Genomic DNA, 24,544 nt, shown 5'->3' with positions numbered 1-24,544 from the left:
GCAGGCCACGAGGCGGACTCACCGCACGGCGGTCTGCCGGCGCAGGCTGCACGGCGGGCTGCCCAGCGGCCCGCCGTCTGGCTGACTAGCGGGGGGACTCGGTCTGGGGTCCCTGCTCCTCTGCGCTGCGCTGCTGCGCGCGGAGCTTCTCCTGGGTGAGGTGAAAGTCCTCGGCGAGGGCGTCTTCTGCCTGATTGTCATCGAGCTCCGAGCTGCCCAGCTTGCGGTCTCCGCCGAAGCGGCGGGCCAGCTCCTGTCCCGCCTCGAGGCGCAGCCTGTTGAAGAACAGGTAGCCCAGCGCCCAGGACACGATCAGGCCGACGATCAGGGCGAAGATCACGGTGTATCGGCCCAGATCCAGCATCAGGCAGGCGGCGAACACGATGAAGAAGGCACCCAGGCGGAGCAGCGAGTATTTCAGCACAGACATGATCCCAGTGTAGGTCCGCTCGCTGGTGAATCCGAGCTCACAGATCAACTACGCTGGAGAGATGATCAGGATCATTATCGGCTTGGGAATCGTGGGGCTGGGGCTGTTGATCTACAGCCTGGTCGAATGCCTGCAGACCCCGCGCCATCGGATCCGCGTGATGCCCAAGGTGGCGTGGATCGCGGTGATCGTGCTGCTGCCGATCATCGGTGCCAGCCTCTGGCTGGGCTTCGGACGTGTCCGCGCCCCGAAGAAGGGCGGCCAGGCCCCGCGCCGGCCCCGCTCACCCGATGATGACCCCGACTTCCTGCGCCAGGTGGAGATCCAGCGCCGCCAGCGGCAGCGCGCCGAGGAGCAGCGCCAGCGGGATGCCGAAGCACGCCGCAAGGAGCGAGAGCTCAACGCCCGCACCCAGGACGCCCGTGAGAGGGAGCTCGGCGACGCCGCCGATGCGGCCGTGGCGGGGAGCTCCTCCGCCGAGGACGCCGGTGAGCCCAGCTCCCAGGACGGCGGCCCCAGCAATGGCCGGCCCAAAGGTGGAGACGCCGGGGAGAGCCGGAAGAAGTCGTCAGATGACGACGACGACGCCGGCGGCCCCCAGCCCGCACCGCGCAGCTGAGCTGAGGATCCGCTCGGCGCACGGTCAGCTCGGCTCCCCGCCGGTTGAGGATCAGGTCACCTCAGAACCAGGTCAACTCAGAACCAGCGCCGCCGAGTAGGTCAGCGCGAAGGCCATGCCGATAAGGCTGGTCAGCTGCAGCACCTTGATCAGCGCCGGACCCTTCTTCTGCGGTGAGAGCATGATCCGCGCCGGTCCCAGCGCCAACGGCAAGGCCAGCAGCACCAGCAGGAACCACCAGCTGTGCACCAGCAGCGCCAGCGGCAGCACCAGTGCGAGGCCCACCATGGCGACATAGCTGAACCGGGCACGGCGTTCCCCGAGCCGGACGGCCAGGGTCACCTTTCCTGCCTCGCGGTCCGTGGGGATGTCCCGGACGTTGTTGGCCATCAGCAGCGCCGCGGCGATCAGTCCTGAGCCCACGGCGCCGATGCCGGCGCCCACGCTCAGCTCGGCGGCCATGGCCCAGGTGGTGCCCAGGGTGGCCACGAGTCCGAAGAAGACGAAGACCACGATCTCGCCGAGTCCGCGGTAGCCGTAGGGCCGGGACCCGCCGGTGTACCACCAGGCGGCCAGCACGCAGGCGGCGCCCACGGCGAGCATCCACCACATCCCGGTCAGGATCACGATGATCAGCCCGGCCAGCGAGGCCAGACCGAAGCTGACGAAGGCGGCGTCCTTGACCTGCCGAGGCTTCGCCGCCTTGGATCCGGTCAGCCGCATCGGCCCCACACGCTCGTCGTCGGTGCCGCGGATCCCGTCGGAGTAGTCATTGGCGTAGTTCACGCCCACCTGCAGCGCCAGCGCCACCACCAGGGCCAGTGCCGCGATCAGCAGATCGAAGCTTCCCAGTGCGTGCGCGGCGGCGGCGCCGATGATCACCGGGGCCACAGCCAGCGGCAGGGTCCGCGGCCGTGCTCCCGCGACCCATTCCTTCACAGTTGCCAAGTCGTGTCCTTTCGTTGCTGTCTTCTTACGCGGTGACGCGCGGATAGCTCGGTATTTCATCTTCAGCGCTCCCGTGTCGGGCCGGAGCGCGCGGTCCGCCCGCTCTGTGTCGGACCGGCTCAGGACGGTGATTCGCTGAGCAGTCGCAGCAGCCGCTGCCGGTCAGGCTTGCCGCTGGCCAGCAGCGGGAGCTCAGGAAGGATCAGCAGCCGCTTGGGGGTGGCCGCGCGGCCCAGAGCCTGACGCACCCGTGCGGTGAGCTCGCGGTGGACCTCCTCGGCGCTCGGTGCCGCAGGGGCGGGGATCGGGCCGGCGCTGGCGCCGGAGTATGAGCGCGCATCCGCTCCGATGCTCGCGGTGAGCGTGACGGCGACACTGATCTGCTGTCCCCACTCGGGGTCCGGGACCGGGCCGACGAAGGCCTCCCGGACCTGCGGGTGGCTGAGCAGAACCGAGCGGACGCGCTCGGCGGAGACCTTGACCCCGCCGGTGTTGATCACGTCATCGGTTCGGCCCGAGATGCTCAGGAGCTGACCCGCGGCGTCGGTGCGGACCTCGCCCAGATCATCGGTGAGGAAGCGGCGCTGCCCGGACTCGGGGTCGACGTCGAAGTGCGCCGCGGTCAGGTCCGGGTCGGCGATGTAGCCGGAGGCGACCATGGGCCCGCTGATCCGCACTCGTCCTGAGCCTGCGTCTTCGGCGTCCTGAGTCTCGAGATGTACGCCGGGCAAGGGTCGGCCGTCGTAGACGCAGCCGCCGCAGGTCTCACTCATCCCGTAGGTGCGCACGACGGTGAGCCCATGCGCCGCTGCGCGCTGCAGCAGCTGCGGGGAGGAGGCGCCGCCGCCCAAGAGGATCGCGTCGAAGCGGGCGAGCGCCGCGGTGAGTGCCTCATCCTGCGGGACATGGTCCAGCAGGCGCTGCAGCTGGGTGGGGACCAGGGAGATGAACCGACGTGCGGCCGAGAGCTGCTGGGCGGCCTGGGTGAAGGCTGTCGGATCGGTGGTGTGCTGCAGCAGCGGCACCGGAGTGGTGCCGGCGGCGAGGCTGCGGGCGAGCACGGCGAGGCCCGCGACATAGCTGGGCTGCAGGGTGAGCAGCCACTGTCCGTGCCCGCCCAGCGCCTGCGCGGTGGCTGTGACCGAGGCGTGGATGGCCGCGGCAGGGAGCAGCGTCTGCTTCGGGGTGCCGGTGGAGCCGGAGGTGCGCACGATCACCGCCCTCAGGTCGGCGGGGACGTCGTGGCGTGAGGTCCAGGTGGGAACGCCGGTGGCGTCAGCGGGCTGGAACTCCAGCGGGGGAGCCGCGGGGCCAGATTCTCGGTGCAGGGCCGCTCCGGTGTTGAGAGCTGAGCCCAGTGCGGCGTCGAGGGCGGTGAGCGCCGCGGGAACCCAGGAGTCGGTCGGCGAGGTGGTCTCGGGCACCTCAGCTGCCGCCGTCGTCCTTCTTGTCTCGGTCATCTCGTCTGCGCTTCTCCAGCTCTTCCAGTCGGGCTTCGAGCATGTCCAGGCGCCAGCGGTCCTCGGCGGACAAGTTCTCCTCGGACTTGGTGGGGATCTGCGGGCGCTCGAGCTCTCCCTTGTCGCCCTTCTCCAGCTTCTTGACCCGCTTGCGCAGCATCTCGATCTCATCCGCCGCGTCGGAGCCCCCTGGCAGTGGCCTACCGGTGGCCATGCTCACGATCTGGGCGAGGGTGAACATGACGATTGCGATAATGACGATCCACGCAAACCAAGGCAACATGAGCCAAGATTAGCAACTGTGCTCCTCAGCCAGGGAGATGCGGGTGCTCAGGGTGCGACCGGGACATGGCGCCTAGGTTCGGCATCGTCTCCACCAGCGGCCATGCGGGTCCCCGGCGTCGGTCGCTCCGACAGTGTCCTGCTGCCGTTGCGCGTCCCCCGCAGCAGCGGAGTGACTCTCGGGCCTATCGAACCTGCTCCGTGCCGCGACGACGACGGCCAGGGTGGCGGGGACCACGGCGTCAGGAGCACCACGATGGCCCCGATGACCCCCGTGAGGGTCACGAAGAGTCCCGCCGTCGTGGACATCGTTGGCTTGGACATGGTCATGCTGGACCGAACCGCGTTCGAGGGTTCCAGCCCAGCAGCGTCATCGGGTGGCGGCGAACGGGGCCTGCCGGACGTAGATCTCCTGGTCGAGCACGTCGGTCAAGAAGATCGCGAGATCGGTCCGGCGCATACCGGTGGAGCGTGTTGACACGTGCGCATCATGTTCGACGCCGCCGGTAGCGGGTCCGTCCATCAGTCGGGGTGGGCGCACCAGGGTCCAGTTCAGCTCGGTGTCCTGCCAGGTGGCCAGCTCCACGGTCTTGTCAGCGACCATGGAGCGGGCGAACAGGCCCATGGCTGCGGAGATCACCCGGTCCCGTCGGCTCTTGCGGTCCCCGTCGGCGTCGACTCCGGCGCCACTGATTCCGATGTAGCGGCGCACCCCGACCATTCGCATCGCCGGCACCAGCTGCTCGACGGTCTGCCGGTGCAGCTGGTTCTGCTTCCGTGCAGGGCCCAAGGTCGAGATCACCGCCTCGGCTCCTACCAGCGCCTCGGCCAGCGCCTGTGGGTCCCGGCTGTCCCCGATGACCACCCGTGCGTGCTCCGGAGCCCTGTCCGGGTCACGAACCAGCGCCGTGACCTGGTGGCCTCGTCGGAGCAGTTCTTCCACCAGCAGTCGACCTGTCCTGCCGGTTCCTCCGAGCACAGTGACGTTCATGATGTTCGGCCTTTCTTCTGCGGGGTCTGAAGAGGGGAGTGGGGTTCCCACGCGGCGCGCTCGCGCAGCGCGAACTCCCTCAGGGTGGTGGGCGTCCAGATCCGGTCGGTGTGGTGTGCGGGGTCCAGCAGTGCCGCTGCGGCGACCTCAGCGACGTCGTGGGCGTCCACGAATGCCGTACGACCTCCGCCGGCGGGCACCATGATCTGGTTGCGTTCGCGAATGTCCGCGGCGAAGACGGTGGAGAGGTTCTGGTCGAAATAGGAGGGGCGCAGGAAGGTCCAGCTCAAACCGGATCTGCGCAGCCATCGCTCGAGTCCCGCGTGGGGCAGCGCGGGTACGCGCCCGGCTCCCTGCACGGAGAGCAGAACCACGTGCCGAACTCCCCGTGAGCGCGCGTCCCTGAGTGCCGGCACCAGCCCGCGGCGCACATCGCCGATCTGCGGCGGACGCACCAGGAACATCGACTGCACTCCGGCGAACGCCGGGCCCCAGGTGCTCGAATCGGTGAAGTCGAAGGACACGCCTTCGGGGTCCTGGTTGCCTCGGGAGGCCGGGCGAACCTCTGCTCCGGCCTGGCGGAGTGCCCGGAGCAGAGGGGCGCCGACGTTGCCGGTGGCCCCGGTGACAAGTATCGGCGGACTCATATGTGTATGGTACACATATGGATGTTGATCTGCACCTGCTCGATGATTCGCTGATTCGGCTGCGTCGGTTGTGGGGGGCCTCGCGCAATCGACTGGTGGCCGATGGCAGCGCCTCAGTGGAGATGTCGAGTCTGCTGGTGGTGGAGGCCTGTGCCCGAGGAGCGGATGAGCACCGCGAAGTCACCGTCGGAGATGTCGCTGATCTGGCTGATGTGACCGCTTCGACCGCCAGTCGCCTCGTGGATCGCGCTGAGGAAGCAGGACTCCTCCACCGCACCCCGTCTGGCGTCAACGCCCGGCGCACTGCCCTGGTCTTGACCCCTGCTGGCTCCGCATTGCGCCAGCGCGCGGTGACGGCCCGCACGGCATGGATCGCCGACCAGGTGCGTGAATGGGACCCGGATGATGTCGAGCGACTGGGGGTGCTCCTCGCTCGTTTCGCCGACGGGCTGAACCACAGCACTGCTCAGGACCTGGTGTGATCAGCTTCAGGGCGCGGCAGGAAGAGCATTGATCTCCCGCACCATGATGTCCGGTGCCCCTCCCGAGGCCAGGTGCGGGCGAGGGCCCTGCGTTCCTGCCACCTCGGGGCCTGCCGGAATGTGGCAACCACCAGGACAGGCATCCCCACCATGTCCCTGAATGCCAGTTCCAGCGAGTGGTCCCGGTTGCCGCTGCCGATCAGCGTCGTAGTCTGATCCACCTGGTCGTGGCCGGGCAGAGGGGCATCCAGTGCAGAGACCGATGCGGCTGCGACGGTGGTGCGCCAGGCGCCTGGCGCTGAGTCGGTGCCCGGCAATCGTTATGTGACCGACACGTCTGGAGGCGTGACGATGACTGACGTGGATGCGTCTTATCAGTGTGACCATCAACCACGATGATCAGGCACGAACTACACGATGGAGTGATTACTGTGACTACTCAGACTCAGAACAAGCCGACCTCGGGTAAGCCTGGCGTCGCGGCGGCGGGGTCCGCGACCGTGGTGAAGTCCGAAGACGGCGGCAGGGGGTCCACCACCATCGTGGACAACGTGGTGGAGAAGATCATCGGCATCGCCACGGTAGCGGTTCCCGGCGTGTGGGCCGTGGGCGGTGGCGTTGAACGCGCGATCGGCTCGATGCGCGACGTCGTGGGCCAGCACAACCTCACGCAGGGGGTCTCGGTCGAAGTCGGTCAGACCCAGGTCGCCGCAGATCTGAACCTGGTGGTGGAGTACCCGTACCCATTGCAGGAGGTGGCCGAGAACGTCAGGAATGCCGTCTACGGCGTGATCCAAGAGCTGATCGGCATGGAGGTCACCGAAGTCAACGTGGTCATCAGTGACATCCATCTCCCCGAGGTGGCGGACGAGAGTGACGACGCGCCCGAGTCCAGAGGCTCTCGCGTCTCATGAGTGCCACCGTCTCCGGCGCGGCCATCGGAGCGGTTCTGGCGCTCACGCTCCTCGTGTTCGGCTTCTGGGGACTTCTGCTGGTTGCCGTTGCGACGGTCATCGGGGCGATGCTGGGCAGGATCGTGGAGGGCCGGCTCGATCTTGCCGGCGTGATGGACGCCCTGCGCGGTCAGCGCTCCTCATGAGCACCGTTTCGGAGGTCGGACTCGTTCCATCAGGAACCTCCGGTGCGATGCATCGGCGTGTCGGCCATACCAGGATCAGCTCACGGGCCCTGACCGGAGTCGTGGAAGCGGTGACCGCCGACGTCTTCTGCGTGCCGGTACAGAGCCTGAAGGCCCAGCTTCGCGATGACCAGGGGATGCTCTGGGTCTCGATTGCCGTCCCGATGGCCGTGTCGCCGCTGCGTGGGATCGGACGCATCTCGGATGGCGGTGGCCAGGGCTCGCTCTACGATCGCGCTGAGGCAAACCGCCGACGCATCATCGAACAGACGCGTCTGCTCACGGGATATGTGGTCGGGCGGGTCGACCTCCGCCTGATGGGTGAGCCCTTGGCGCGGCAGGGAAGACGCCGATGAGCACAACACTTCCTGCGCGACGGGTCGCCCGCCGAACCACCCATTCCTCGCGGGCCATGGCGTCGGTGGTCACTGCGGCACTGCTGATCCTTGTGCTGGTGTGGGTGGGGGCAGAAACCGTGCTTTCTGCTCTCGACGCGCCGGCACTGCTGGTCTCTTCGGTTGAGATGGGCGAGTGGCTGATCGCGGTGCCGCAGCACACCACGTCCGCGGGACTTGTGGGTGCCGGTGTGGGGCTGGCGCTGATCGGCCTGGCACTGGTGCTGGTCGGAATCCTCCCGGGTCGCCGGCCCCGCCACGTTCTTCCCAGCGAACGCAGCGCCATGGTGGTCGATGACGAGGTCATCGCCGCGGCGCTGTCTCGCGCGGCCCGCAAGGCCGCTGGACTGCTGCCGGGACAGGTCACCACCGCGGTGAGGCGCCGCGGCGTGGACGTGAGGCTCCGGCCCACCTCGGGGGTGGCACTCGACCAGGCGGCCGTGGAGGAGGCGGTTCGCCACGAGCTGGCCTCCTATGGGCTGCGCCCGGAACCGGCCGTGAGGGTCCATGTCAGCAACCGGGGGGTGGTGGGGGGATGAACGGCACGCCGCGCAGCCTGAACCGGCTGCTGATCACCCTGCTGGGAGTGTTGCTGATCGCTGCGGGAACGCTCACCGCTGCCGCGGGGCTCAACCCGAGCATTGCTCAGGCCTGGTCCCGCACAGGAACAGACACATGGGCATGGGTCCTGGAGCAGCTCCGATCGGCACCGATGGGGGACACAGGCATCAGCTGGTGGACCGTGGCGCTGGTGGGTCTCGTGGTCTTGGCGATCCTCCTGCTGCTGCGCTGGATGTTCTCTCAGGGTGGGGGTCGCAGTGACAGGCTCGGCGTCCGCAGCACGAGCAGCGGCACCACCACGGTGGACCACTCCCTGGCGGCCCGAGCCATCAGGGAGGCCATGGAAGGTGGTGACGAAGTCCTCTCCCTCAGGGTGTCCTCGTGGAAGATCAAGGGCGGCTACGGGGTGCAGGTGGTTGTCCGTGCCCGCAGGGGCGCGTCGCCCCGGCGGATCGCCGCCACGGCGGAGGAGGCGATCGCGGGCCTGGACACGCTGCTGGGGGAGCTGATCCCGATCTTGGTCCACATCAGAGCCGGCCCACGTTCGCGCTCGACCCGCACCGGGCGCCCCCGTTGATCCTCTCGCCCCTTCCCGAATCGCGGCTCCCGGCGGCCGCCAGGAGTGCGGAGCCCGGATAAGCCGCTGCAAGACACAAAGCGATGCTCAGGGCTGACAGGGGTCGCTGGATAGACTGTGATCACCATCACGTGGTATCGGTGGGTGTTGGGACGGAGGAGACATGGACGGGCCGGAGGCGCCGGGCTCGTCGGACCTGGCGCAACAGACAGATGTGCTTCTGGTCGAACGCGCCATCGATGGCGACGTGGACGCCTTTGAGGTCCTGGTCCGCAGACACGGTCCCATGGTGTACGCCTACGCTCGGCGCCTTGCGGGGGCAGCCGTCGACGCGGAGGACATCACCCAGGAAGCCCTGTTGCAGGCATGGCGGCAGCTTCCCACTCTCAGGGATGCCGTTGCTCTGCGAGGCTGGCTTCTCAGCATCACCAGCCACTGCGGCATTGACCTCTTGCGTCGGCGCCGCACGACCCCCACACCCAAGGACCTTGAACCCGGAACCGTCGACGACAGTCCCGCCCCTGAGAGCTCTGCCATCGAAGCTTGTCTGCTGGAGGCACTCTCCGAGGCGCTGCACCGATTGCCGGAACAACAGCGGCAGTGCTGGGTCCTCAGAGAGATCGGCGGGCACTCATATCAAGAGATCGCAGAGATCTTGACCATCAGCATCCATAGCGTCCGAGGGAACCTGTCCAGGGCGCGTGCCGCCCTGCTTAGAGAAATGGAGGCGTGGCAATGACCTCGGTGCCCACCCATCCCGGCTACAGGCACTCACTCGAAGACCTCAACGAGTACCTGCGCACCGGCGAGCCCAACTTGGAGCCCCATGTCCGAAACTGCCCCAGATGTCGATCCAGCCTTCAAGGCCTTCGACGCCTGGACAGTCTCACCGACCGCCTCGCCCAGGACGACATCTGCCGGGCCGAGAGCGTGGGTGCGCTCTGGCTGGACCGCCTCGTGGCGCGGCTCCGCGTGGAGCCCAGAGCGCAGGAGCCGCTGTCCATACCCGTCAAGGGTCCAACCCCGACTGCCGAGGGTTTCGTGCTGGCACTGATTCGCTCCACCGGAGACTCCGTGGCAGGTGTGACGATCGGTCGGTGCCAGGTTCAGGGAGACCGCGAGACGCCTAGCTCTGGAGTCCGAGTCCAGGTCAATCTGAGTGCCCGGTGGGGCCATCCGCTGCCAGACCTGGTCCACGCCTTGCGCGACCGACTGTTCGACGCGCTGACACGCCACGCCGCTCTCGACGTCGACGGCATCGATATCACCGTCACGGATGTCTATGTCCCACGCCCGCAATCGACCGGGCCACCCGGGCAACGGACCGGCGCTGCCCGAAGGGATCAAAGCGCACCATGATCTTCTCAGGACTCACCGGATGAGGTCGGGCTGGTCACTCAATCGCTCGTCCTGCAGTTCAGGGACGATCATGACCGGACCAGCGGCTCGCAGGAGCACACCGCGGGAGACCGAACCGAGCAGCACCCCGGTGAATCCGCTGCGGCCTCGGGTGCCGACCACGGTCAGCTGCGCCTCGTGGGTGGATCTGCTCAGCTGTGCCACCGGATCCCCAGGTTTCACCGCGGCCGTGATGGTCAGCGAGGGGTAGTGTCGGCCCAGCCACGCGACTTCTTCCGCCAGTGACTCCTCCAGCTGCAATCTGCGCTGGTCGATGATGCGTTGGTCGGGGGTGTCAAGTCCTGGATACCAGTCCAACCACCCCTCCAGGGTGGGCAGAGCCATCAACAGATGCAGGACCGTGCCGCGGTTCAGCGCCTGCTCTGCCGCCTGAAGAGCCGCGATCCTGCTGTGCGGCGACCGGTCTATGCCGACGATCACCGGCCGCTCATCCGGCACCGGCTCGAAGCGGGTCGGGTCCGCCGCATCAGTGATCTTGTACTGCCGGGCGACGACGACGGTGGGGCAGCGAGCATGGGCCGGGAGCGCCGATGACACGGAGCCCAGGAGCCGTCCCACGAATCCGCCGCGACCCCTGGCGCCCACCACTGCCAGCTCCGCCACGGTGGAGAGATCCACCAACACCCCTGCGGGGTCTCCGCGTTCGGTCCGGTAGATGACTTCACCCGGGTAGTCCTGAAGATAGCTCCGCGCCTCATCGAGCAGAGCCTTCGCGGCAATGACGGAGTGTTGGGCCTCGAACTTGTCCGGCACTGCCCCGATCGTGGTTGCGACCGGAGCGGGCACGCTGTACGCGCTCACGATGGTCAGCCTTCGACCGCTGCGCTGAGCCTCCATGGCGCCGTAGTGCAGCGCCTGGATGGACTGCTGGGAGCCGTCGAATCCGACCAGCACGCCCAGGTCGCGCGCGGCGGGGTCGAAGGCCAGGGGGCGTGGCGCCGAGTGGGTGTCATTCTCCATTGCGGACCTCCACAGGGGCCTGTTCGGAGGGTGCGGACGAAGGCCCCTGTCAGGTGTTCGCCCGCTCGTCTTCTTGGATCTCAGTGAGTGATGGGGCTCGGAGCGTTCAGCTTGGATGACACGCTGAAGGGGCCCCGTGGCTCCAGGGTCTGCACACCATCGGATCCGTCGCCCTGCACGAGGGGAGGGCATCTGCGATGCCGTATTGATGCCGCTTCACTTGCGACGCCGAAAGGGTGCGAAGTGGATTCGACGAACTGCAAGGCGGTTGTCGATCCGAGTCACATCAGGAGAGACCCACGTGGCGAGGCTGGCCTGCTTCTTCTCAGCCAGTGATCTCACATAACCGGTGAACACCGCAGTGTTGCCGGTGATGGTGACGATCACGTGGCTCGCGTCGATCTTCTGGTTGAGAGACATCGCCTTCTTGACCCGGTCCGCGGCATTTTCGATGGGGGTCCGCACCCGGAGCGTGGTCTGGTCCTCCACATGCTTTACGCCAGCGACGTTCTCAACGGCCCGTTTCGCGAGTTCACGTTGGAAGTTCCAGTCCACCTGACCGGTGAGAACTGCTGTGAAGTTCTCCACCCGGGCTTCGACCGTGCTGGGGCTGTTCGTTGACCGCGCCAGAGCCTTCACGATCGCGGCATTGGCTTCCGATTGGATGTTCGATTCCTGAGTATGCGTGAGCGGGGTCCGGTCGTCGGCCGTTTCCAGTTCATGTTCGAATGCGGTCTGTTCGCTGGGTTTCACAGGCGCTCCCTAAACTCATGGCTCGCTGTTTCGCGGAGCTCACTCCACTGTGGCGGGTATCGCACAGGTGACACAGGGCCATTGGTCCCACAGTGCTGCTGGCAGCACCGAAGGAGATCTCGGTTGCCACGGTGATCCTGCCGTGGAGCGGGTCCGTGCGGCTGGTTCGTGCAGGAAGTGCTGCTCCGGGGGTGACTGTGGACTGGCGGTCGGTCAGAATGCAGGTATGCGATGGAGGCTGAAGCCTGCATCGCTGTGCAGGTCAGATGACTGGTGATCAGACCAATCTTGTGTGGAAGGGGATGTAGTGGAGCTGTCGGTGAAGAGCGAAACCGCCCAATACCTGGTTCAGGAGCTGATCCGCGCGGGAGTGTCCAAGGTTGATGCCTCTGTGCTGGCGCGCGGCATGTACTCCTCCGATGCGAGCCTGTATCGCGTGGTGCCTACGGTGGTCGTCCGGCCCCAACACGTCGACGAGCTCCACGCCGTCCATGAGATCTCGCGATCGGTGGGCGCGCCGGTCACGATGCGCGGGGCCGGCACCTCGATCGCGGGCAATGCCGTGGGCGAGGGGATCGTCGTCGACACCCGAGACCTCAAGCGCATCATCTCCATCGACCCGGACGCCCAGACCGCCACCGTCGAGCCGGGAGTGGTGCACGCGGACCTGCAGCGCGCAGCGGCACCGCATGGCCTGCGCTTCGGCCCCGACCCCTCGACCCATTCGCGGTGCACCATCGGCGGGATGATCGGCAACAACGCCTGTGGTTCCCGCGCACTCGGATACGGTCGCACCGCGGACAACGTCGAGGCGGCCACCGTGCTCTTCGGCAACGGAGAGGTGGGCAGCTTCGACTCACGCAGCGGCACGGCGCAGGGAGTGACGGCGGAGAAGCTGCTCGGCCTGGCCGAGGGCAATCTGGCTCATGTCCGCACTCGGTTTGGGCAGTTCAGTCGCCAGGTCTCCGGCTACAGCTTTGAGCACCTGCTGCCCGAGAACCGGAGGCGCATCGAGCGGTTCCTGGTGGGCAGCGAGGGCACGCTGGCAACGGTGCTCGAGGCCGAGGTGCGATTGGTCGTCGATGACCCCCGTCGGCTCCTTCTTGTGCTCGGCTACGACTCGGTCAGCGAGGCAGCCGACGCTGTCCCGCACATCCTTGACGCGGTCCACAGCGAGTTCGGGCCCAACAGCCTGATCGCCTGTGAAGGCATGGACTCCCGACTGGTAGCTCTGGTCCGCTCGGCCGGAAAGCCCGTCCCGCAGCTGCCCGGAGGCCAGAGCTGGCTGTTCGTAGAGGCAGCAGGAGAGGCGGCGAGCGCGGTCATCGAGAAGGTCAGGACCGCGTCCGCTGCCGTGGACACACGATTCATCGAGAGTCCCGCGGAGGCCGCCGCGCTGTGGAAGATCCGGGAGGACGGGGCGGGACTGGCCGGGATCAGTCTGGCCACCCCGGCGCATTCGGGGTGGGAGGACTCCGCGGTGCCCCCGAAGCACCTCGGCGCGTGGATGCGAGACTTCGAATCGCTGTTGGAGGAATTCGGCCTCCATGGCTACCCCTACGGTCACTTCGGCGACGGATGCATCCACTGCCGCATCGACTTTCCCTTCCAGCATGGAGATCCTTCCAGCACCGGGGTGTTCCGAGAGTTCATGCTGGCTTGCGCTGAACGGCTCGCCGTCTACGGCGGATCGCTATCAGGGGAGCACGGTGACGGACGCGTGCGCTCAGAGCTGCTGCCCTTCATGTACGACGAGACCTCCCTGGATCTCTTTGCCCAGGCGAAGCGGATCTGCGACCCGCAGAATCTGCTGAACCCCGGGATCATCACGGGTCCGCAGACCGACGGCGCCCGAGCGGGCCAGCCCGGCGGCACCGGCGCCCGGCCCAACACCGAGGACATCCGCCCCACCCGGCCGAAGCAGACCCTGCCCTGGCCCGGACTGCTGATGACTCACGACGACGGCGACTACGGTGCCGCTGTGCACCGCTGCTCCGGCGTCGGCCGCTGCGTGGCGCCGAAGACCAACGGGGTCATGTGTCCCTCCTATCTGGCGACCACTCAGGAGAAGGACTCGACCCGGGGCCGGGCCCGCGTCCTCCAGGAGGCCATGGACGGGACGCTGGTGCACGGGCTCAGCGACCCCGCGGTGCACGAAGCCTTGGACCTGTGCCTGTCCTGCAAGGGCTGCGCCTCGGACTGTCCCGCCGGGGTGGATATGGCCGCCTACAAGGCCGAGGCGCTGCACCAGAAGTACGACCGTGACGCAGACGGGCTCCCGCGGCGCCGGCTGCGCCCGCGCAGCCACTATGTCCTGGGACGACTCCCCGTCTGGGCGAAGCTGGCCGCACCGGTGGCGCCCGTGGCGAACCTGATGATGAAGCTGACCCCGCTCGCCGCGGCAGCGAAATGGGTTGCCGGCATCGATCAGCGCCGGTCCGTGCCGAGGTTCGCGCGCCGGACGCTGCGCCGAGCCGAGCAGAAGCTGAGCCCCACCACCAGTGCCAGTCCCAACAGCACCGACCGGCCCGACGTATGGGTCTGGGCCGATTCCTTCACCAACCACTTCTTTCCCCAGTCCGGGCTGGCGGCGATCGAATACCTGCAGTCACAGGGCCTCGAGGTGCGGCTGATCCAGAAGGAGGGCTGCTGCGGGCTGCCGTGGATCTCGACCGGTCAGCTGGACCAGGCCCGTCGGCGGATCACCCAGGCCGTCGAGGTGCTCGCCCCCTATGTCAGTTCAGGGGTGCCGGTGATCGGCCTGGAGCCCAGCTGCCTGGCCACGCTGCGCAGTGACGCGCTGGAGCTCTCCGACAGCGAGCAGACCAGAACCGTCGCTGCGGGAGTGCTCACCTTTGCTGAGCTGCTCACCCGTCTGGAAGGCGAGGGCCGGGTGCGGCTGCCTGACCTGAGCGGGGTCGACGTCGTCGCGCAGCCGCACTGCCACCAGTCGGCGATCATCGGGTGGGAAGCTGACCGGGAGCTGCTGGAGAAGGCCGGCGCCGAGATCACCAAGGTCGCGGGATGCTGCGGGCTCGCCGGGAACTTCGGCGTGGAGAAGGGTCACTATGAGACCTCCGTCGCAGTCGCCGAGACCTACCTCATGCCAGCGGTGCGGGACCAGCAGCAGCGTGGTGGGGACACCGTGGTCCTCGCGGACGGGATGTCCTGCCGGATCCAGCTCGATGACCTCGCTGATGTTCCGGCGATGCACCTCGCGGAGCTGCTGAACGCACGGAAGTGATGTCTGCGCCACGTGCTGTCTGGGCTCCCCGGTCATCTTGACTTGGGCTGCAGCGCCGAGGAGTACGCGTCTGGCCGCTCGGCCTCCGCGAGGTTCAAAGTCGCGGTGTCCGCGAGAGGTGCATCGTGCATCCTCAGGCCACGGGACTTCACCAGGCGGCCGATGGAGATTAGTCTGAAAATTGGCGCAGCCGGAGGCAACACGGGGGTGGGCTGAAGCGTGTCGAGATTCTTTCCTGTGCAGACCCGAGGGGCCCGCGACGGCGCCTTCCGCCCATGGCGGGTCCTGACCATCACCTTCGCATGGCCGTGGACCTTCTGGTGGTCTGCCGACGGGTCGACCTGGAGTTGGACGGATCCCCTGAACCTCGCACTTTCTGGACTGGATGAAGCCGGATCGGTCGTGATGCTGACGATGGCCGTCGTAGCAGTCACCGTGCTGGTCCTTCGTGCTCCGGCTCTTCCTGACCGCCCGCTCGACGTGGGGGGCGCAGCCCCGAGGACGGCGGGACCATGAGATCCTCCGAATCGGACGCCGGGTGGGTGCCCTGGTTTGGTGTCGGCCTGTTCGTTGCCGCCGCGTCGGCCGGGTACTTCTACAACCTCACCTTCGTGCAGCTCGGCTTGGTCGATCTGGGGATACGGGTACTCGAACTGCCGGAGCAGAACATCGCTCGGGCGATGGCCCTGTTGGCAGGGCTGACCCTGGTCGTGGCGTTGGGAACCGGACTGGTGATGCACTACCGGCGCTGGAGTGAGAACTTCGAATTCAAGCTGCGCCTGCTGGCCGTCGTGGTGGTCCTGCAGACAGCGCTCACCGCTGCGGCTCCCCACCTGCGCAGTGAGACGGAATTGCTGGTCTGGATCGTGATCGCGTCGATCGGTCTGGGGCTTGGGGTGCCCGGCCTGTTCAGCCTCACCTGCGACCTGGTGCCCACCCGACACCGCGGCACCGTTGCGGCGGCGGTGACCTCGGCGGCGTTCCTGCCCGCCGCGGTGTTCTCCTCAGACTGGCGAATCGAACAGTTCGCGGCCCAGCTGCTGTGGTTGATGGTTCCCAGCGCTGTGGCCTTGACAGTCCTGGCGTTCACTCCAGGGCGAGTGACGGCAGCCCTCGCTCGACAGCACCACCTGCCTCGCTACGGGCCCGGCCGCTTCGTAAGCCCACGATCGCGCGGGACGCCGAGACGTGCGTTCGCACTCTCCCTGGTGCTGATGTTCGGCGTCTATTTCATCGACAGCTTGGGATTCCTGCGCATTGTCGACACACCCGTCTACATCGGCTCCGCCTGGCACTCGGCGGACTCTGGAACGCTCTGGGCGATTGGGATCACACATGTGTTCGCCGCCGTGTTCGCTGGAATTCTCTATCGGGCCTTGCCGCTTCGAGTCCTGCTGGGCTGGGTCTTCGGCCTGTTCGCTCTCGTCCAGCTCAGCTACGTGTTCCACGCCCTGACCACGCCGGAACTGCCTCCCACCTTAGGGATGCCGCTGCTCTACGCGGTGGCGGTCAGCATCTATACAGTGCTGAACTTCGCACTCTGGGCGGATTTCTCCACCCCGTCCACGATCGCGCGCAACACCGCTCTCGGGGTCGGTGTTTCCGGCTGGCTGGCGACGTTTCTGAGCACCTCGCTGTCGATCTGGTGGACGGCCATTGAGCTGCCGTTCGCCGAGCACCTCAGGGCCGTGGCCGCGATCAGCCTGCTCCTGTTCAGCCTCTGCGCACTTCTGCTCCTGCTCCCGAATCGGCCGCGACTCCACCAGGAGGAGCCAGTATGACCACGGTCCCCACGCGTCGACTGTTCCTGAGCTTCCTGGTCCTGCTGTGGCTGGGCCTCTTCGTCACGGGATGCGGCATCTCAGGGGAGACAGGCCGTTACTCAGTGACCGTGATCAACCAGCACCACCACGTCGTCGAGAGCGGTCAGACTCTCATCGGGAACACGGTGCTGATCGGAGGGACGCTGGTCCTCGAGGAGGGAGCCGTGCACCACGGGCCCGTGACCGTGTTCGCCGGCGATGCCCTCATCAGCGGGCAGGTCATGGGGGACCTGACGGTCCTCGGTGGGACGGCAGCGCTCACCGGCACCGCCGAGATCACCGGCGACGTCGCCGCGGCCGATGGCACGCTCACCCGCGATGCCGGGACAGCAGTGCGGGGCGGTATCACGGACGAGCCCAACCCGGTGGCAACGCTGGAACGCAGCACGCAACCCCGCGCACCCGCGGAGCGGGCTCTGTGGTTCCTGGTCGGGGTGACTGTGATGGCTAGCCTTGCTTGGCTGACCGCGCGCCTGGCGCCTCGCCCGCTGCGTCGCGCGGGGACCGCGGCCACTGACTTCCCCGTGATCAGTGGCGCGCTGGGCGCCCTGGTGCTGGTCTCGGCGCTTCCACTGGTGGTGTCGATGATCTTCACGCTGTTCCTCATCCCCGTCGCCGTGATCGTGCTGGTGGGGTTCGGGGCGACAGTGGTATACGGATTGTTGGCGACCGGGCGTGCGCTGGGGGTGCGCATGATCCGCCGCCTCGGGTGGGCCCTGTCGCCGCCACGGACGGCGGCTCTGGGCACGGCGGTGCTCGTCGTGTGCCTGCAGACTATAGGGCTGGTTCCGTTCGTCGGAGCTGCGGTGACGGGGATCGTCATTGTGGTCTCCGTGGGGGCCGTGTTCCTCACTGGCTTTGGTCTGCGTGGGTATAGGCCTCCAGACGACGAGATCGAGGAGGACAGTGCAAGAGGTGCCAGTGCCTGAACTCGTTGACGGTTCGAGCTCGCAACCGAACTGGGGCTTGGGGATACGGCGAAGTTGAACTCGACAGAGTCTCGGACTACTAGAGCTCTTTTCGTCGAATTCCCGCGGCAGCCACTCCAAGAGAGACCAGCATCAGCAGGCTGGCGGAGACGATGGGGCCGATGCTGATGAGCATGCCGTCCGCCAGGACCGGGCCTGCCAGCGGCCCCAGGCTCCAAGGCATCACGTTGAACGACTCAGGGACAAAGGCGACAAACAGGTCAGTGCCGATGATCCCGACCAGCGGCAGGGCCACGATCATCGCCCTGGACCAGGTCAGTGCGCTGAGCGCGAGCACCAGGGCAAGGTGGAAGACCGCCACCAGGCACACCAGTCCAAGGGCCCCGAGCCACTGGTCGAGGGGCCACGGATCCCCATCGGCCAGGGAAAGCTGAATCAGCACTCCCAACCACGGAATGATGACCAGGACGACCAGGAGTGCAAGCGCGTGGGCGACGAACTTCGCGGCCAGCAGCGCCCCCCGCGAGAGCGGTTTCGAGAGCATCCACTCGAGCAACCCCACGCGGTGTTCATCGAGAAGGATGCCCTGGGATGTGACGACGACGCCTATGGCGGTGATCATGCTCGCCATACCGGTGAACTGCGCTGCGCTCGCCTGCACTGTCACTTCGGCTCCGACCAGAGCCTCCAGCTGTGGCACTACCCACAGCATGACAGCCAGCAGCCCGTTGATGATGCCGGTCCAGACCAGCGTCTGGATCCACCACCGTTTCGTCGACCACCACGTGCCGGCCTCTCGGCGGGCCTGGTTGGCAAAACCTGGAAGAAGAGTCGCGCTCATCGGTGGACGCCTTCCACCACATCGAGAAAGACGTCTTCGAGCTCTGACTTGCGGGGCGAATAGCTGATCACGTTCACGCCGTCGTGACGCAGGACGAGTCGCAGAAGCTTATGGCGCACGGCCTCTCCATTCGTGGCACGCACGATGCATCGAACCTGACCGTCGTCGCCATCCGTGACTTTGACCTCGTCGATCCAGGGCTGCCTGCGGAGGGCTGCAAGCGCCTTGTCCACGTCCCCTTCCAAGGTCAAGTCGTACACGTGCTCACTGGTTCGGTCCAACAGCTCATGCAACGAGGATTGCAGGACTCCTCTTCCATCTTTGAGAATGGCTATCTCGTCACTGACCTGTTGCACGTCGTCGAGTATGTGAGTCGAATAGAACACCGTGGCAGTCTCCTTGAGGCGGCGCATGACCGCCAGGACGTCCCGACGGCCGCCAGGGTCCAAGGCGGAGGCCGGTTCATCCAGGATCAGCAGCGGCGGGCGGTGGATCTGTGCCTGGGCGATGCCCAGCCGTTGTCGCTGCCCACCCGAGAGGTCTCCCGCTCGGCTGTCAGCCTTCCGGCTGAGCCCGACCAGGTCGAGGACCTCGGTGATGTCTTCTTCGACAGCTGAGGAGCCGTCGAGTGGGAAGAACCCTCGCGCGTAGCGCAACACTTGGCGGGCGCTCAGCTCGGGATGGAATCGGGGCTGCTGGGGGAGATAGCCGACCTGCCGCCGAACGTCCATGCTTTCGGTGACGATGTCATGACCGAACACCTGGGCATCCCCACTGGTTGGCTTTGCCAGACCGAGCAGCAGTCGCATCACTGTGGTCTTGCCCGCACCGTTGGGTCCCAGGAACCCGAAGAGCGATCGTTGCTGCACCTCCAGATCCAGGCCATCGACCGCCAGGACATCTCCATACCTCTTGGTCAGTCCCCGACAAGAGATCGCTGGTACATCGCGGTCCACGTTCATGATCTCCTCTGCACTGCAGTCCTCAGTTCACTGAACCTCAGCTCTGATCGTCCCTTGGCGCATGGTCGAGCGTGCATAAACAGCACCGGCGGTACGATCAGTTGGTCTGCCGACCCTTGAGGAAGTACGCGATCGGTCCGATGAAGTTGACCGCGATGATCGCCGCCCACATCCCTTTCTTGCCGTTGACCTGGTTCGCGGGCCTCGTGGCGAGGTCGGTCCAGGCTGTCACGGCCAGGGAGACCTGGACGGAGGTGAGCACCATCGCGCCGACCCGCTTGCCGGGAGTCATGTCATTCCACCGCTGCTTCGGGTTCTTCTTCGCCATGAAATTCTCCTTCTCGGGGTGCGTGATGTTGACCAACTGTTCATTCTTCACCAGTCGGGCTGGATCGACAGGCCCGCTGGACGCCTCATGTGCACACCATGGGCGAGACAGATCATGCCACCATCATGTGGCATACACAGCGGGCGAACCAGGGGGTTGCACAGCTGTTCTGGGCTCACTCCGCACGACGAGAGGCTCATGATGACCTGACTGCCCCTCCCACGAAGACACCAGGCCAGTGCGCGTGAACTTCGAGACGGTTGTCGATCTTGGTCACGCCAGGGGAGGCCCACGCCGCCAGACCTGACGGCCTCTTCGCGGCCAGAAGCTTCACGTGCCCGGTCAGAGTGGCTGTGAGCGTTAGCTTGACCGCACAGAGCGGGACTTCAGGAGCTGCAGTGGACGCCATGATGATCGGCAGAAGTGGGTCCGCTGGGGAAACACTTGGGGGCGTGTTCTGCGGGTGTCAGCCCTTTGGTCACGATGCTCAGAGGTGAGACATATGACTCAGTAACTGGATGCGGGCGAACGGTGGCCATAGGAATCGATGGGGTGCCGAACCTCCCAGCTTTCGCGCACCTCCGTTTCGTCGCCCTGTTCGAGGGGCTCCTTCGACAGTCGTAATGCTTGGTCACCTCGCCCCAGGCGCGTCTGCTAATTGGCGGTGTTTTCATTTTCACGATCTATCGGATACCCACATAGAACCGGGCCTCGTCACTTCTATGTAGGGCCCTGTAATACTCAAACGGATCGTCCAACTCGTCCCAGGAAAGAGATTCGATACTCAAGGCGGGCTCTCCCGGCTGAAGGTTGAGTATGGCGGCGTCTGGCTCGGCCGGAATTACGGCTCGCAGCCAGCGATCGGCCCCTGCCACTGTCACGCCATAATGCCGGCGCAGGTGATCGTACAAGGATCGATTCTCGAGGTTCGAGTTTAAGAGACGGGGAAATCGGTGCAGTGGCAATGTCGTATCGACAAGCAACCAGGGGGAGCCGTCCACTGCGCGCATGCGCCGTAACCTCACGACCGGAGATTCTGGCTCGATCCTAAGGGCCCGAGCCTCGTGGTCGGTTGCAGTCCCTTGCGCCTGCAGGAGGATCTGGGTCGTCACCAGGCGTCCCGCCGATGTTAAGTCTGCGGCTGAGCCAAGAGTTGACCCGACGAAGCTCAGGTCCGGCCGCCGTGGGGCGACGAACGATCCCTTGGCGCGGATCTTGTAGATCAAGTCTCGACGCACCAACTCGGCGAGGGCCTCTCGAACTACAGTTCGCGAAACTCCGTACATGTCGATGAGCTCAGACTCCGACGGGAGGGCTTGGTCCGGCTGCAGCACGCCGTCAGCGATCGCCGTGCGCAGCACGGTGGCCAATTGGCGCCAAAGAGGCTCATTCGCCTCCCGGTCAAGCCGATACTCGTGCAGTGCAGTCGCGGTCATCAATTGGTCCCTTCTGCGTCCGCCATAGCCCGCAACGCGCGCGGGCGGGAGTCTTATCAGGCACTTACCCATCTTCGCGAGGCTCGTCCTACCGGGTCTTACGTCTTGCGGGGCGCACTGAATCTGGAGTGTAGCGGAGAGGGGTGAAGGTCCACCCGATCGAACAGCTGGTTGAAGTGCCCGCAGTCGGGTGTGCTTCAAGCTAGCGTCTCAGCCTGTCTGCGCAAAAGCGCATTCCGATAAGGCCTCTCAGGTTCAACTGTCCGCCCCTCCCCAGACGAATGACATTCGCCGTATCAATCCAGCTGGGCTCGTTGGGAACTATTGGTGGGTTCTGAGTGCGGAGATTCCCTCTGTGCATCCCAGGCGGTTTCTAACCTCAGGCGCACCATAATGCACCTATTGACAGCTCTCCAGGCTCTCAATATGATCTACATCACGATCAACTAGTAATGATGAGTTGATCACTACTTGTTTCAGGTGTTCGCATCCGTTCGAGTTCCCATCAGTTCCATCCTGTGATCACCCCTGCCCGCTGAAGCTGCGATTCAATAGGAGTTAGACAATGATGTCCAAGAACTGGCGGCGCTACGGCGTCGCGACCGTCGCCGTAGTTGCACTTGCCCTTAGCGCTTGTTCCGACAACTCGGCAGCAGCGGAAGGTGAAGAATCGGATGCAGACTCCGTCGAAGGTGTCTCCCTCGCGCTGAGCAATGGCTTCGTAAATGGGTGGCGCCTGACGCTGATCAACGAATTCGAAGAGACAGCGCGAGAGTTGCAGGACCAAGGCGTCGTTTCCGACTTCACTGCAGTGAATACTCCCGGTGACAACAGTGCCACCGAACAGGCTTCGCAGATCCGTAGCCTCATGCTGCAGGATCCGGATGTACTCATGGTGATTCCGGCTTCTTCCACGGCACTCGTTCCCGCTGTCGAAGAAGCATGTGACGCTGGGATTACTGTCATAGTCCTCGACGCCGACATGGACGCACCATGTGCCACCGTCGTGCGCAATGACTACGCCATGTGGGGTGAAGCGTCGTTGCAGCCGGCGATCGACGCGATCGACGGTGAGGGCACTGTAGTTCTGAATCGGGGAGTTATCGGATCACAGCCCGAGGAAGAGTTCCACGCGCGCCAGCAGGAGATCCTCGACGAATACCCCGACATCGAGGTTGCTACGGAAATCAACGGATACTGCGACGGAAGCACGGCACAACGAGAGATCACGGGAATCCTCGGTTCATTGCCGGACATCGACGCTGTTCCAGGTTGCATCGCCGGCATGGGCATCGCGCAAGCGTTTGAATCTGCCGGAAGAGAAGTCCCTGTTGTCGTTTTCGACACGGACGGCCAGTCCTTGGAATTCTGGCGGGAGGAGGGAATCGACAACGGATCATTCTCCACACTGACGGACCCAGGTCAGGGCGCAGCAGCGATCCATGTAGCTATTGCGAAGCTCGAGGGCCAGGAAGTCCCCGGCGAGATCCTGCTCCCAATCATGCAGATCGAGGAAAGTGATCTGGACTTCTGGCTCGAGAATCTCTCAGCGGATGAATACGCCGCTTACCCATGGGACCAGGAGAGCGTGAATGCAGCTATCGACGCTGCCATCGCAGGTGAACCTGCTGAAGCCCCCGCTCTCCAGTGATTCTCCGTGACCGACGAGTTCAAGGAAAATAGATGACTACGAACGCACCAGGACCATCCCTGTTCGCCGAAGCGCGTACCCCGGAAACGACCGTCCCGGCTGCAGGGCTTATCACCTGCAAATCCATCACCAAGCGGTACGGCCGCACGGTGGCAGTGGATGGTGTCGACCTCACGGTGCGCAAAGGGGAGATCCTTGGACTTGTCGGTCACAACGGTGCGGGAAAAAGCACGCTGACGCGCATCCTCGCTGGTCGGGAACAACCGGACCAGGGGTCCGTCGATTTCGCAGAAACCGATAGGTCCAGATGGAATGCAGCCACTGCTGAGGCGGCGGGCGTTCGCATGGTGTACCAAGAGCTAGCACTTTGTGCTGACCTCACGGTCGCTGAAAACGCATACTTGTCGGACCGTCGACCCTCGAAGACGTCTACTTGGCCGCGCACAGCGGAGCGACGAATTCTCGAAACCTTGGACGATGTCTTCCCTGGACATGGGATCGCCGTGATTAAGCGCGCCGGGGACTTGCCGATGGCCAAGCGTCAGATGGTTGAGATCGCTCGGGCATTGTGCACCGATAACCTGCGCCTGCTGATACTCGATGAACCTACAGAATCTCTCGGCGGGGAAGCGGCTGGTCAGATGTATCGCTATCTGCATGCCTTAGTAGACAAAGGGGTCACCGCCCTGTTGATCTCTCATCGTATGAAGGAAGTGATCACGCATAGCGACCGAATCGTGGTGATGAAGGACGGTCGCGTCGCAGCCATCGCAGACGCCGAATCCAGCTCGGAGAACGACCTCCTTAGCGCTATGGGCGGCGACGTTCACGTGGACACCGAGACCATGGAACGTATCGTTCCCCAAGGTGAGGAACTCGAGCCTATCGCCGACGAGGTTGTCGCCTCGATTGCTTACAAAGAGGGATTGAAGTTTGAAGCCCGTACCGGGGAGATCATCGGTCTAGCCGGTCTCGACGGGCAAGGTCAGGAGGCAGTCCTGAAATTACTGTGGGCTCCGGGCATTCTTCCCCGGGGGGTGAGCGTCCCCAAAGAACGGGCATACGTCCCCGGCGATCGACAAGTATCGGGGATCTTCCCGCTGTGGACCGTTGCAGACAATCTCACTATCGCAGCGCGGCGGGCGATCAGCACCTTCGGATTCGTCAATCTCGGACGAAAGAGGGACCTGGCCCGATATTGGGTCGACACGCTGAGAGTCCGCGGCGGAGCGCTCGCACCGATCAATTCGCTCAGCGGTGGCAACCAACAGAAAGTGCTGGTGGCGCGCGCTTTCGCGGCGGATGCGTCACTCGTTCTATTGGACGACCCCTTCCGTGGCGTCGACGTGACCACGAAGAACGAGCTCTATGCGCTGATGAAGGCTGAAGCTTCCCAGGGCCGTGCCATCGTCTGGTACTCGACCGACAACAAGGAGATGTCTCACTGCGATCGTGTCTATGTCTTCCGTGCCGGCCGGATCGTGTCGATGCTCCACAGCGAGGAGATCACGGATGAACGTCTTATCGCCGACTCGTTTGCAGACGCGACAGGGAGTAACTCATGACCGCGATCACAGCGCTGAATTCCAGCCCCACTAGAAGTCAACGAGCTCGAGTCTCCGCACTGCACGGTTCCCCCGCACTACTGTCCCTTGCTGCGTTGATCGC

26 protein-coding genes are annotated in these 24,544 nt (G+C 65.3%); 14 read left to right on the top strand and 12 right to left on the bottom strand.

Going from position 1 to position 24,544, the window contains the following annotated elements:
- Positions 1-85: 85 nt before the first annotated feature.
- The gene (locus tag LTI14_RS06730; RefSeq protein ID WP_241465479.1) at positions 86-430 is read right to left on the bottom strand and encodes a DUF4229 domain-containing protein; all 345 of its coding nucleotides are present in this window, start codon (positions 428-430) and stop codon (positions 86-88) included.
- A gap of 61 nt (positions 431-491) precedes the next feature.
- Here LTI14_RS06730 and LTI14_RS06725 point away from each other — a divergent pair, with 61 nt between their 5' ends.
- Positions 492-1,049, top strand: a complete 558-nt coding sequence (locus LTI14_RS06725) for a PLD nuclease N-terminal domain-containing protein (protein ID WP_241470618.1) — start codon at positions 492-494, stop codon at positions 1,047-1,049.
- A 72-nt stretch (positions 1,050-1,121) separates the two neighbouring features.
- Here the strand turns inward: LTI14_RS06725 and LTI14_RS06720 are convergent, their stop codons facing one another.
- The 5 genes from LTI14_RS06720 to LTI14_RS06700 form a co-directional block, all read right to left on the bottom strand.
- Positions 1,122-1,997 carry a 1,4-dihydroxy-2-naphthoate polyprenyltransferase gene (locus LTI14_RS06720; RefSeq protein WP_241476106.1) on the bottom strand — a complete coding sequence of 292 codons (876 nt, stop codon included), beginning with the start codon at positions 1,995-1,997 and terminating at the stop codon, positions 1,122-1,124.
- Positions 1,998-2,116: 119 nt separating this feature from the next.
- Positions 2,117-3,457 (bottom strand): AMP-binding protein, encoded by a 1,341-nt coding sequence (locus tag LTI14_RS06715; RefSeq protein ID WP_241476105.1) that lies wholly within the window; start codon positions 3,455-3,457, stop codon positions 2,117-2,119.
- The gene (locus LTI14_RS06710; RefSeq protein ID WP_241476104.1) at positions 3,423-3,698 is read right to left on the bottom strand and encodes a hypothetical protein; all 276 of its coding nucleotides are present in this window, start codon (positions 3,696-3,698) and stop codon (positions 3,423-3,425) included. Before LTI14_RS06710 ends, LTI14_RS06715 begins: the two co-directional genes overlap by 35 nt.
- A gap of 411 nt (positions 3,699-4,109) precedes the next feature.
- Positions 4,110-4,730, bottom strand: a complete 621-nt coding sequence (locus tag LTI14_RS06705) for an NAD(P)-dependent oxidoreductase (RefSeq protein ID WP_241476103.1) — start codon at positions 4,728-4,730, stop codon at positions 4,110-4,112.
- Complete coding sequence (locus LTI14_RS06700) at positions 4,727-5,377, bottom strand: NAD(P)H-binding protein (protein ID WP_241476102.1); 651 nt, start codon at positions 5,375-5,377, stop codon at positions 4,727-4,729. Before LTI14_RS06700 ends, LTI14_RS06705 begins: the two co-directional genes overlap by 4 nt.
- Before the next feature lie 17 nt (positions 5,378-5,394).
- On the opposite strand from LTI14_RS06700, the gene LTI14_RS06695 reads away from it, so the two are divergent.
- The 8 genes from LTI14_RS06695 (at position 5,395) to LTI14_RS06660 (ending at position 9,889) form a co-directional block, all read left to right on the top strand.
- Positions 5,395-5,859, top strand: coding sequence for a MarR family winged helix-turn-helix transcriptional regulator (locus LTI14_RS06695; RefSeq protein WP_241476101.1), 465 nt, complete (start codon positions 5,395-5,397; stop codon positions 5,857-5,859).
- Positions 5,860-6,290: 431 nt separating this feature from the next.
- Positions 6,291-6,773, top strand: a complete 483-nt coding sequence (locus LTI14_RS06690; protein WP_241465471.1) for an Asp23/Gls24 family envelope stress response protein — start codon at positions 6,291-6,293, stop codon at positions 6,771-6,773.
- Entirely contained in the window at positions 6,770-6,958 is a 189-nt protein-coding gene (locus tag LTI14_RS06685) for a DUF2273 domain-containing protein (RefSeq protein WP_241465470.1), read from the top strand. Before LTI14_RS06690 ends, LTI14_RS06685 begins: the two co-directional genes overlap by 4 nt.
- A gap of 101 nt (positions 6,959-7,059) precedes the next feature.
- Positions 7,060-7,353: a hypothetical protein gene (locus LTI14_RS06680; RefSeq protein WP_241465469.1), complete on the top strand. Its 294-nt coding sequence runs from the start codon at positions 7,060-7,062 to the stop codon at positions 7,351-7,353.
- A complete protein-coding gene (locus tag LTI14_RS06675) occupies positions 7,350-7,931 on the top strand; it encodes a DUF6286 domain-containing protein (protein WP_241476100.1) in 582 nt (193 codons plus the stop codon). The genes LTI14_RS06680 and LTI14_RS06675 overlap by 4 nt, the downstream gene beginning before the upstream one ends.
- Positions 7,928-8,530, top strand: a complete 603-nt coding sequence (locus LTI14_RS06670) for a hypothetical protein (protein WP_241476099.1) — start codon at positions 7,928-7,930, stop codon at positions 8,528-8,530. The genes LTI14_RS06675 and LTI14_RS06670 overlap by 4 nt, the downstream gene beginning before the upstream one ends.
- A gap of 163 nt (positions 8,531-8,693) precedes the next feature.
- The gene (locus tag LTI14_RS06665; protein ID WP_241465466.1) at positions 8,694-9,269 is read left to right on the top strand and encodes an RNA polymerase sigma factor; all 576 of its coding nucleotides are present in this window, start codon (positions 8,694-8,696) and stop codon (positions 9,267-9,269) included.
- On the top strand, positions 9,266-9,889 hold the full coding sequence (locus tag LTI14_RS06660; protein WP_241470610.1) for a hypothetical protein: 624 nt from the start codon (positions 9,266-9,268) through the stop codon (positions 9,887-9,889). Before LTI14_RS06665 ends, LTI14_RS06660 begins: the two co-directional genes overlap by 4 nt.
- Positions 9,890-9,901: 12 nt before the next feature.
- Here LTI14_RS06660 and LTI14_RS06655 read toward each other — a convergent pair whose 3' ends face one another.
- Positions 9,902-10,909: a universal stress protein gene (locus tag LTI14_RS06655; RefSeq protein ID WP_241476098.1), complete on the bottom strand. Its 1,008-nt coding sequence runs from the start codon at positions 10,907-10,909 to the stop codon at positions 9,902-9,904.
- A gap of 216 nt (positions 10,910-11,125) precedes the next feature.
- Positions 11,126-11,662, bottom strand: coding sequence for a BON domain-containing protein (locus LTI14_RS06650; protein ID WP_241476097.1), 537 nt, complete (start codon positions 11,660-11,662; stop codon positions 11,126-11,128).
- A 319-nt stretch (positions 11,663-11,981) separates the two neighbouring features.
- On the opposite strand from LTI14_RS06650, the gene LTI14_RS06645 reads away from it, so the two are divergent.
- The 3 genes from LTI14_RS06645 to LTI14_RS06635 all read left to right on the top strand — a co-directional run bounded on the left by LTI14_RS06645 (position 11,982) and on the right by LTI14_RS06635 (position 17,658).
- Positions 11,982-14,906, top strand: a complete 2,925-nt coding sequence (locus LTI14_RS06645) for an FAD-binding and (Fe-S)-binding domain-containing protein (protein WP_241476096.1) — start codon at positions 11,982-11,984, stop codon at positions 14,904-14,906.
- A 512-nt stretch (positions 14,907-15,418) separates the two neighbouring features.
- Complete coding sequence (locus LTI14_RS06640; RefSeq protein WP_241476095.1) at positions 15,419-16,687, top strand: hypothetical protein; 1,269 nt, start codon at positions 15,419-15,421, stop codon at positions 16,685-16,687.
- Positions 16,684-17,658 carry a polymer-forming cytoskeletal protein gene (locus LTI14_RS06635; RefSeq protein WP_241476094.1) on the top strand — a complete coding sequence of 325 codons (975 nt, stop codon included), beginning with the start codon at positions 16,684-16,686 and terminating at the stop codon, positions 17,656-17,658. Before LTI14_RS06640 ends, LTI14_RS06635 begins: the two co-directional genes overlap by 4 nt.
- A gap of 79 nt (positions 17,659-17,737) precedes the next feature.
- On the opposite strand, the gene LTI14_RS06630 is transcribed toward LTI14_RS06635, so the two are convergent.
- From LTI14_RS06630 to LTI14_RS06615, 4 genes are all read right to left on the bottom strand, one after another.
- The gene (locus LTI14_RS06630; protein WP_241476093.1) at positions 17,738-18,499 is read right to left on the bottom strand and encodes an ABC transporter permease subunit; all 762 of its coding nucleotides are present in this window, start codon (positions 18,497-18,499) and stop codon (positions 17,738-17,740) included.
- Positions 18,496-19,461, bottom strand: coding sequence for an ABC transporter ATP-binding protein (locus LTI14_RS06625; protein WP_241476092.1), 966 nt, complete (start codon positions 19,459-19,461; stop codon positions 18,496-18,498). The genes LTI14_RS06630 and LTI14_RS06625 overlap by 4 nt, the downstream gene beginning before the upstream one ends.
- A gap of 97 nt (positions 19,462-19,558) precedes the next feature.
- Positions 19,559-19,789, bottom strand: coding sequence for a PLD nuclease N-terminal domain-containing protein (locus LTI14_RS06620; protein ID WP_241476091.1), 231 nt, complete (start codon positions 19,787-19,789; stop codon positions 19,559-19,561).
- A 683-nt stretch (positions 19,790-20,472) separates the two neighbouring features.
- Entirely contained in the window at positions 20,473-21,225 is a 753-nt protein-coding gene (locus tag LTI14_RS06615) for a GntR family transcriptional regulator (protein WP_241476090.1), read from the bottom strand.
- A gap of 565 nt (positions 21,226-21,790) precedes the next feature.
- Here LTI14_RS06615 and LTI14_RS06610 point away from each other — a divergent pair.
- Positions 21,791-22,876: a substrate-binding domain-containing protein gene (locus tag LTI14_RS06610; protein WP_241476089.1), complete on the top strand. Its 1,086-nt coding sequence runs from the start codon at positions 21,791-21,793 to the stop codon at positions 22,874-22,876.
- A 32-nt stretch (positions 22,877-22,908) separates the two neighbouring features.
- Complete coding sequence (locus LTI14_RS06605) at positions 22,909-24,441, top strand: ATP-binding cassette domain-containing protein (RefSeq protein WP_241476088.1); 1,533 nt, start codon at positions 22,909-22,911, stop codon at positions 24,439-24,441.
- The last annotated feature ends 103 nt before the right edge of the window (positions 24,442-24,544 follow it).

Source organism: Nesterenkonia sp. YGD6, assembly GCF_022565895.1.
GTDB lineage: Bacteria > Actinomycetota > Actinomycetes > Actinomycetales > Micrococcaceae > Nesterenkonia.
The sequence above is the reverse complement of the archived record's forward strand: the minus strand, read 5'-3'. Positions and strand labels throughout refer to the sequence as shown.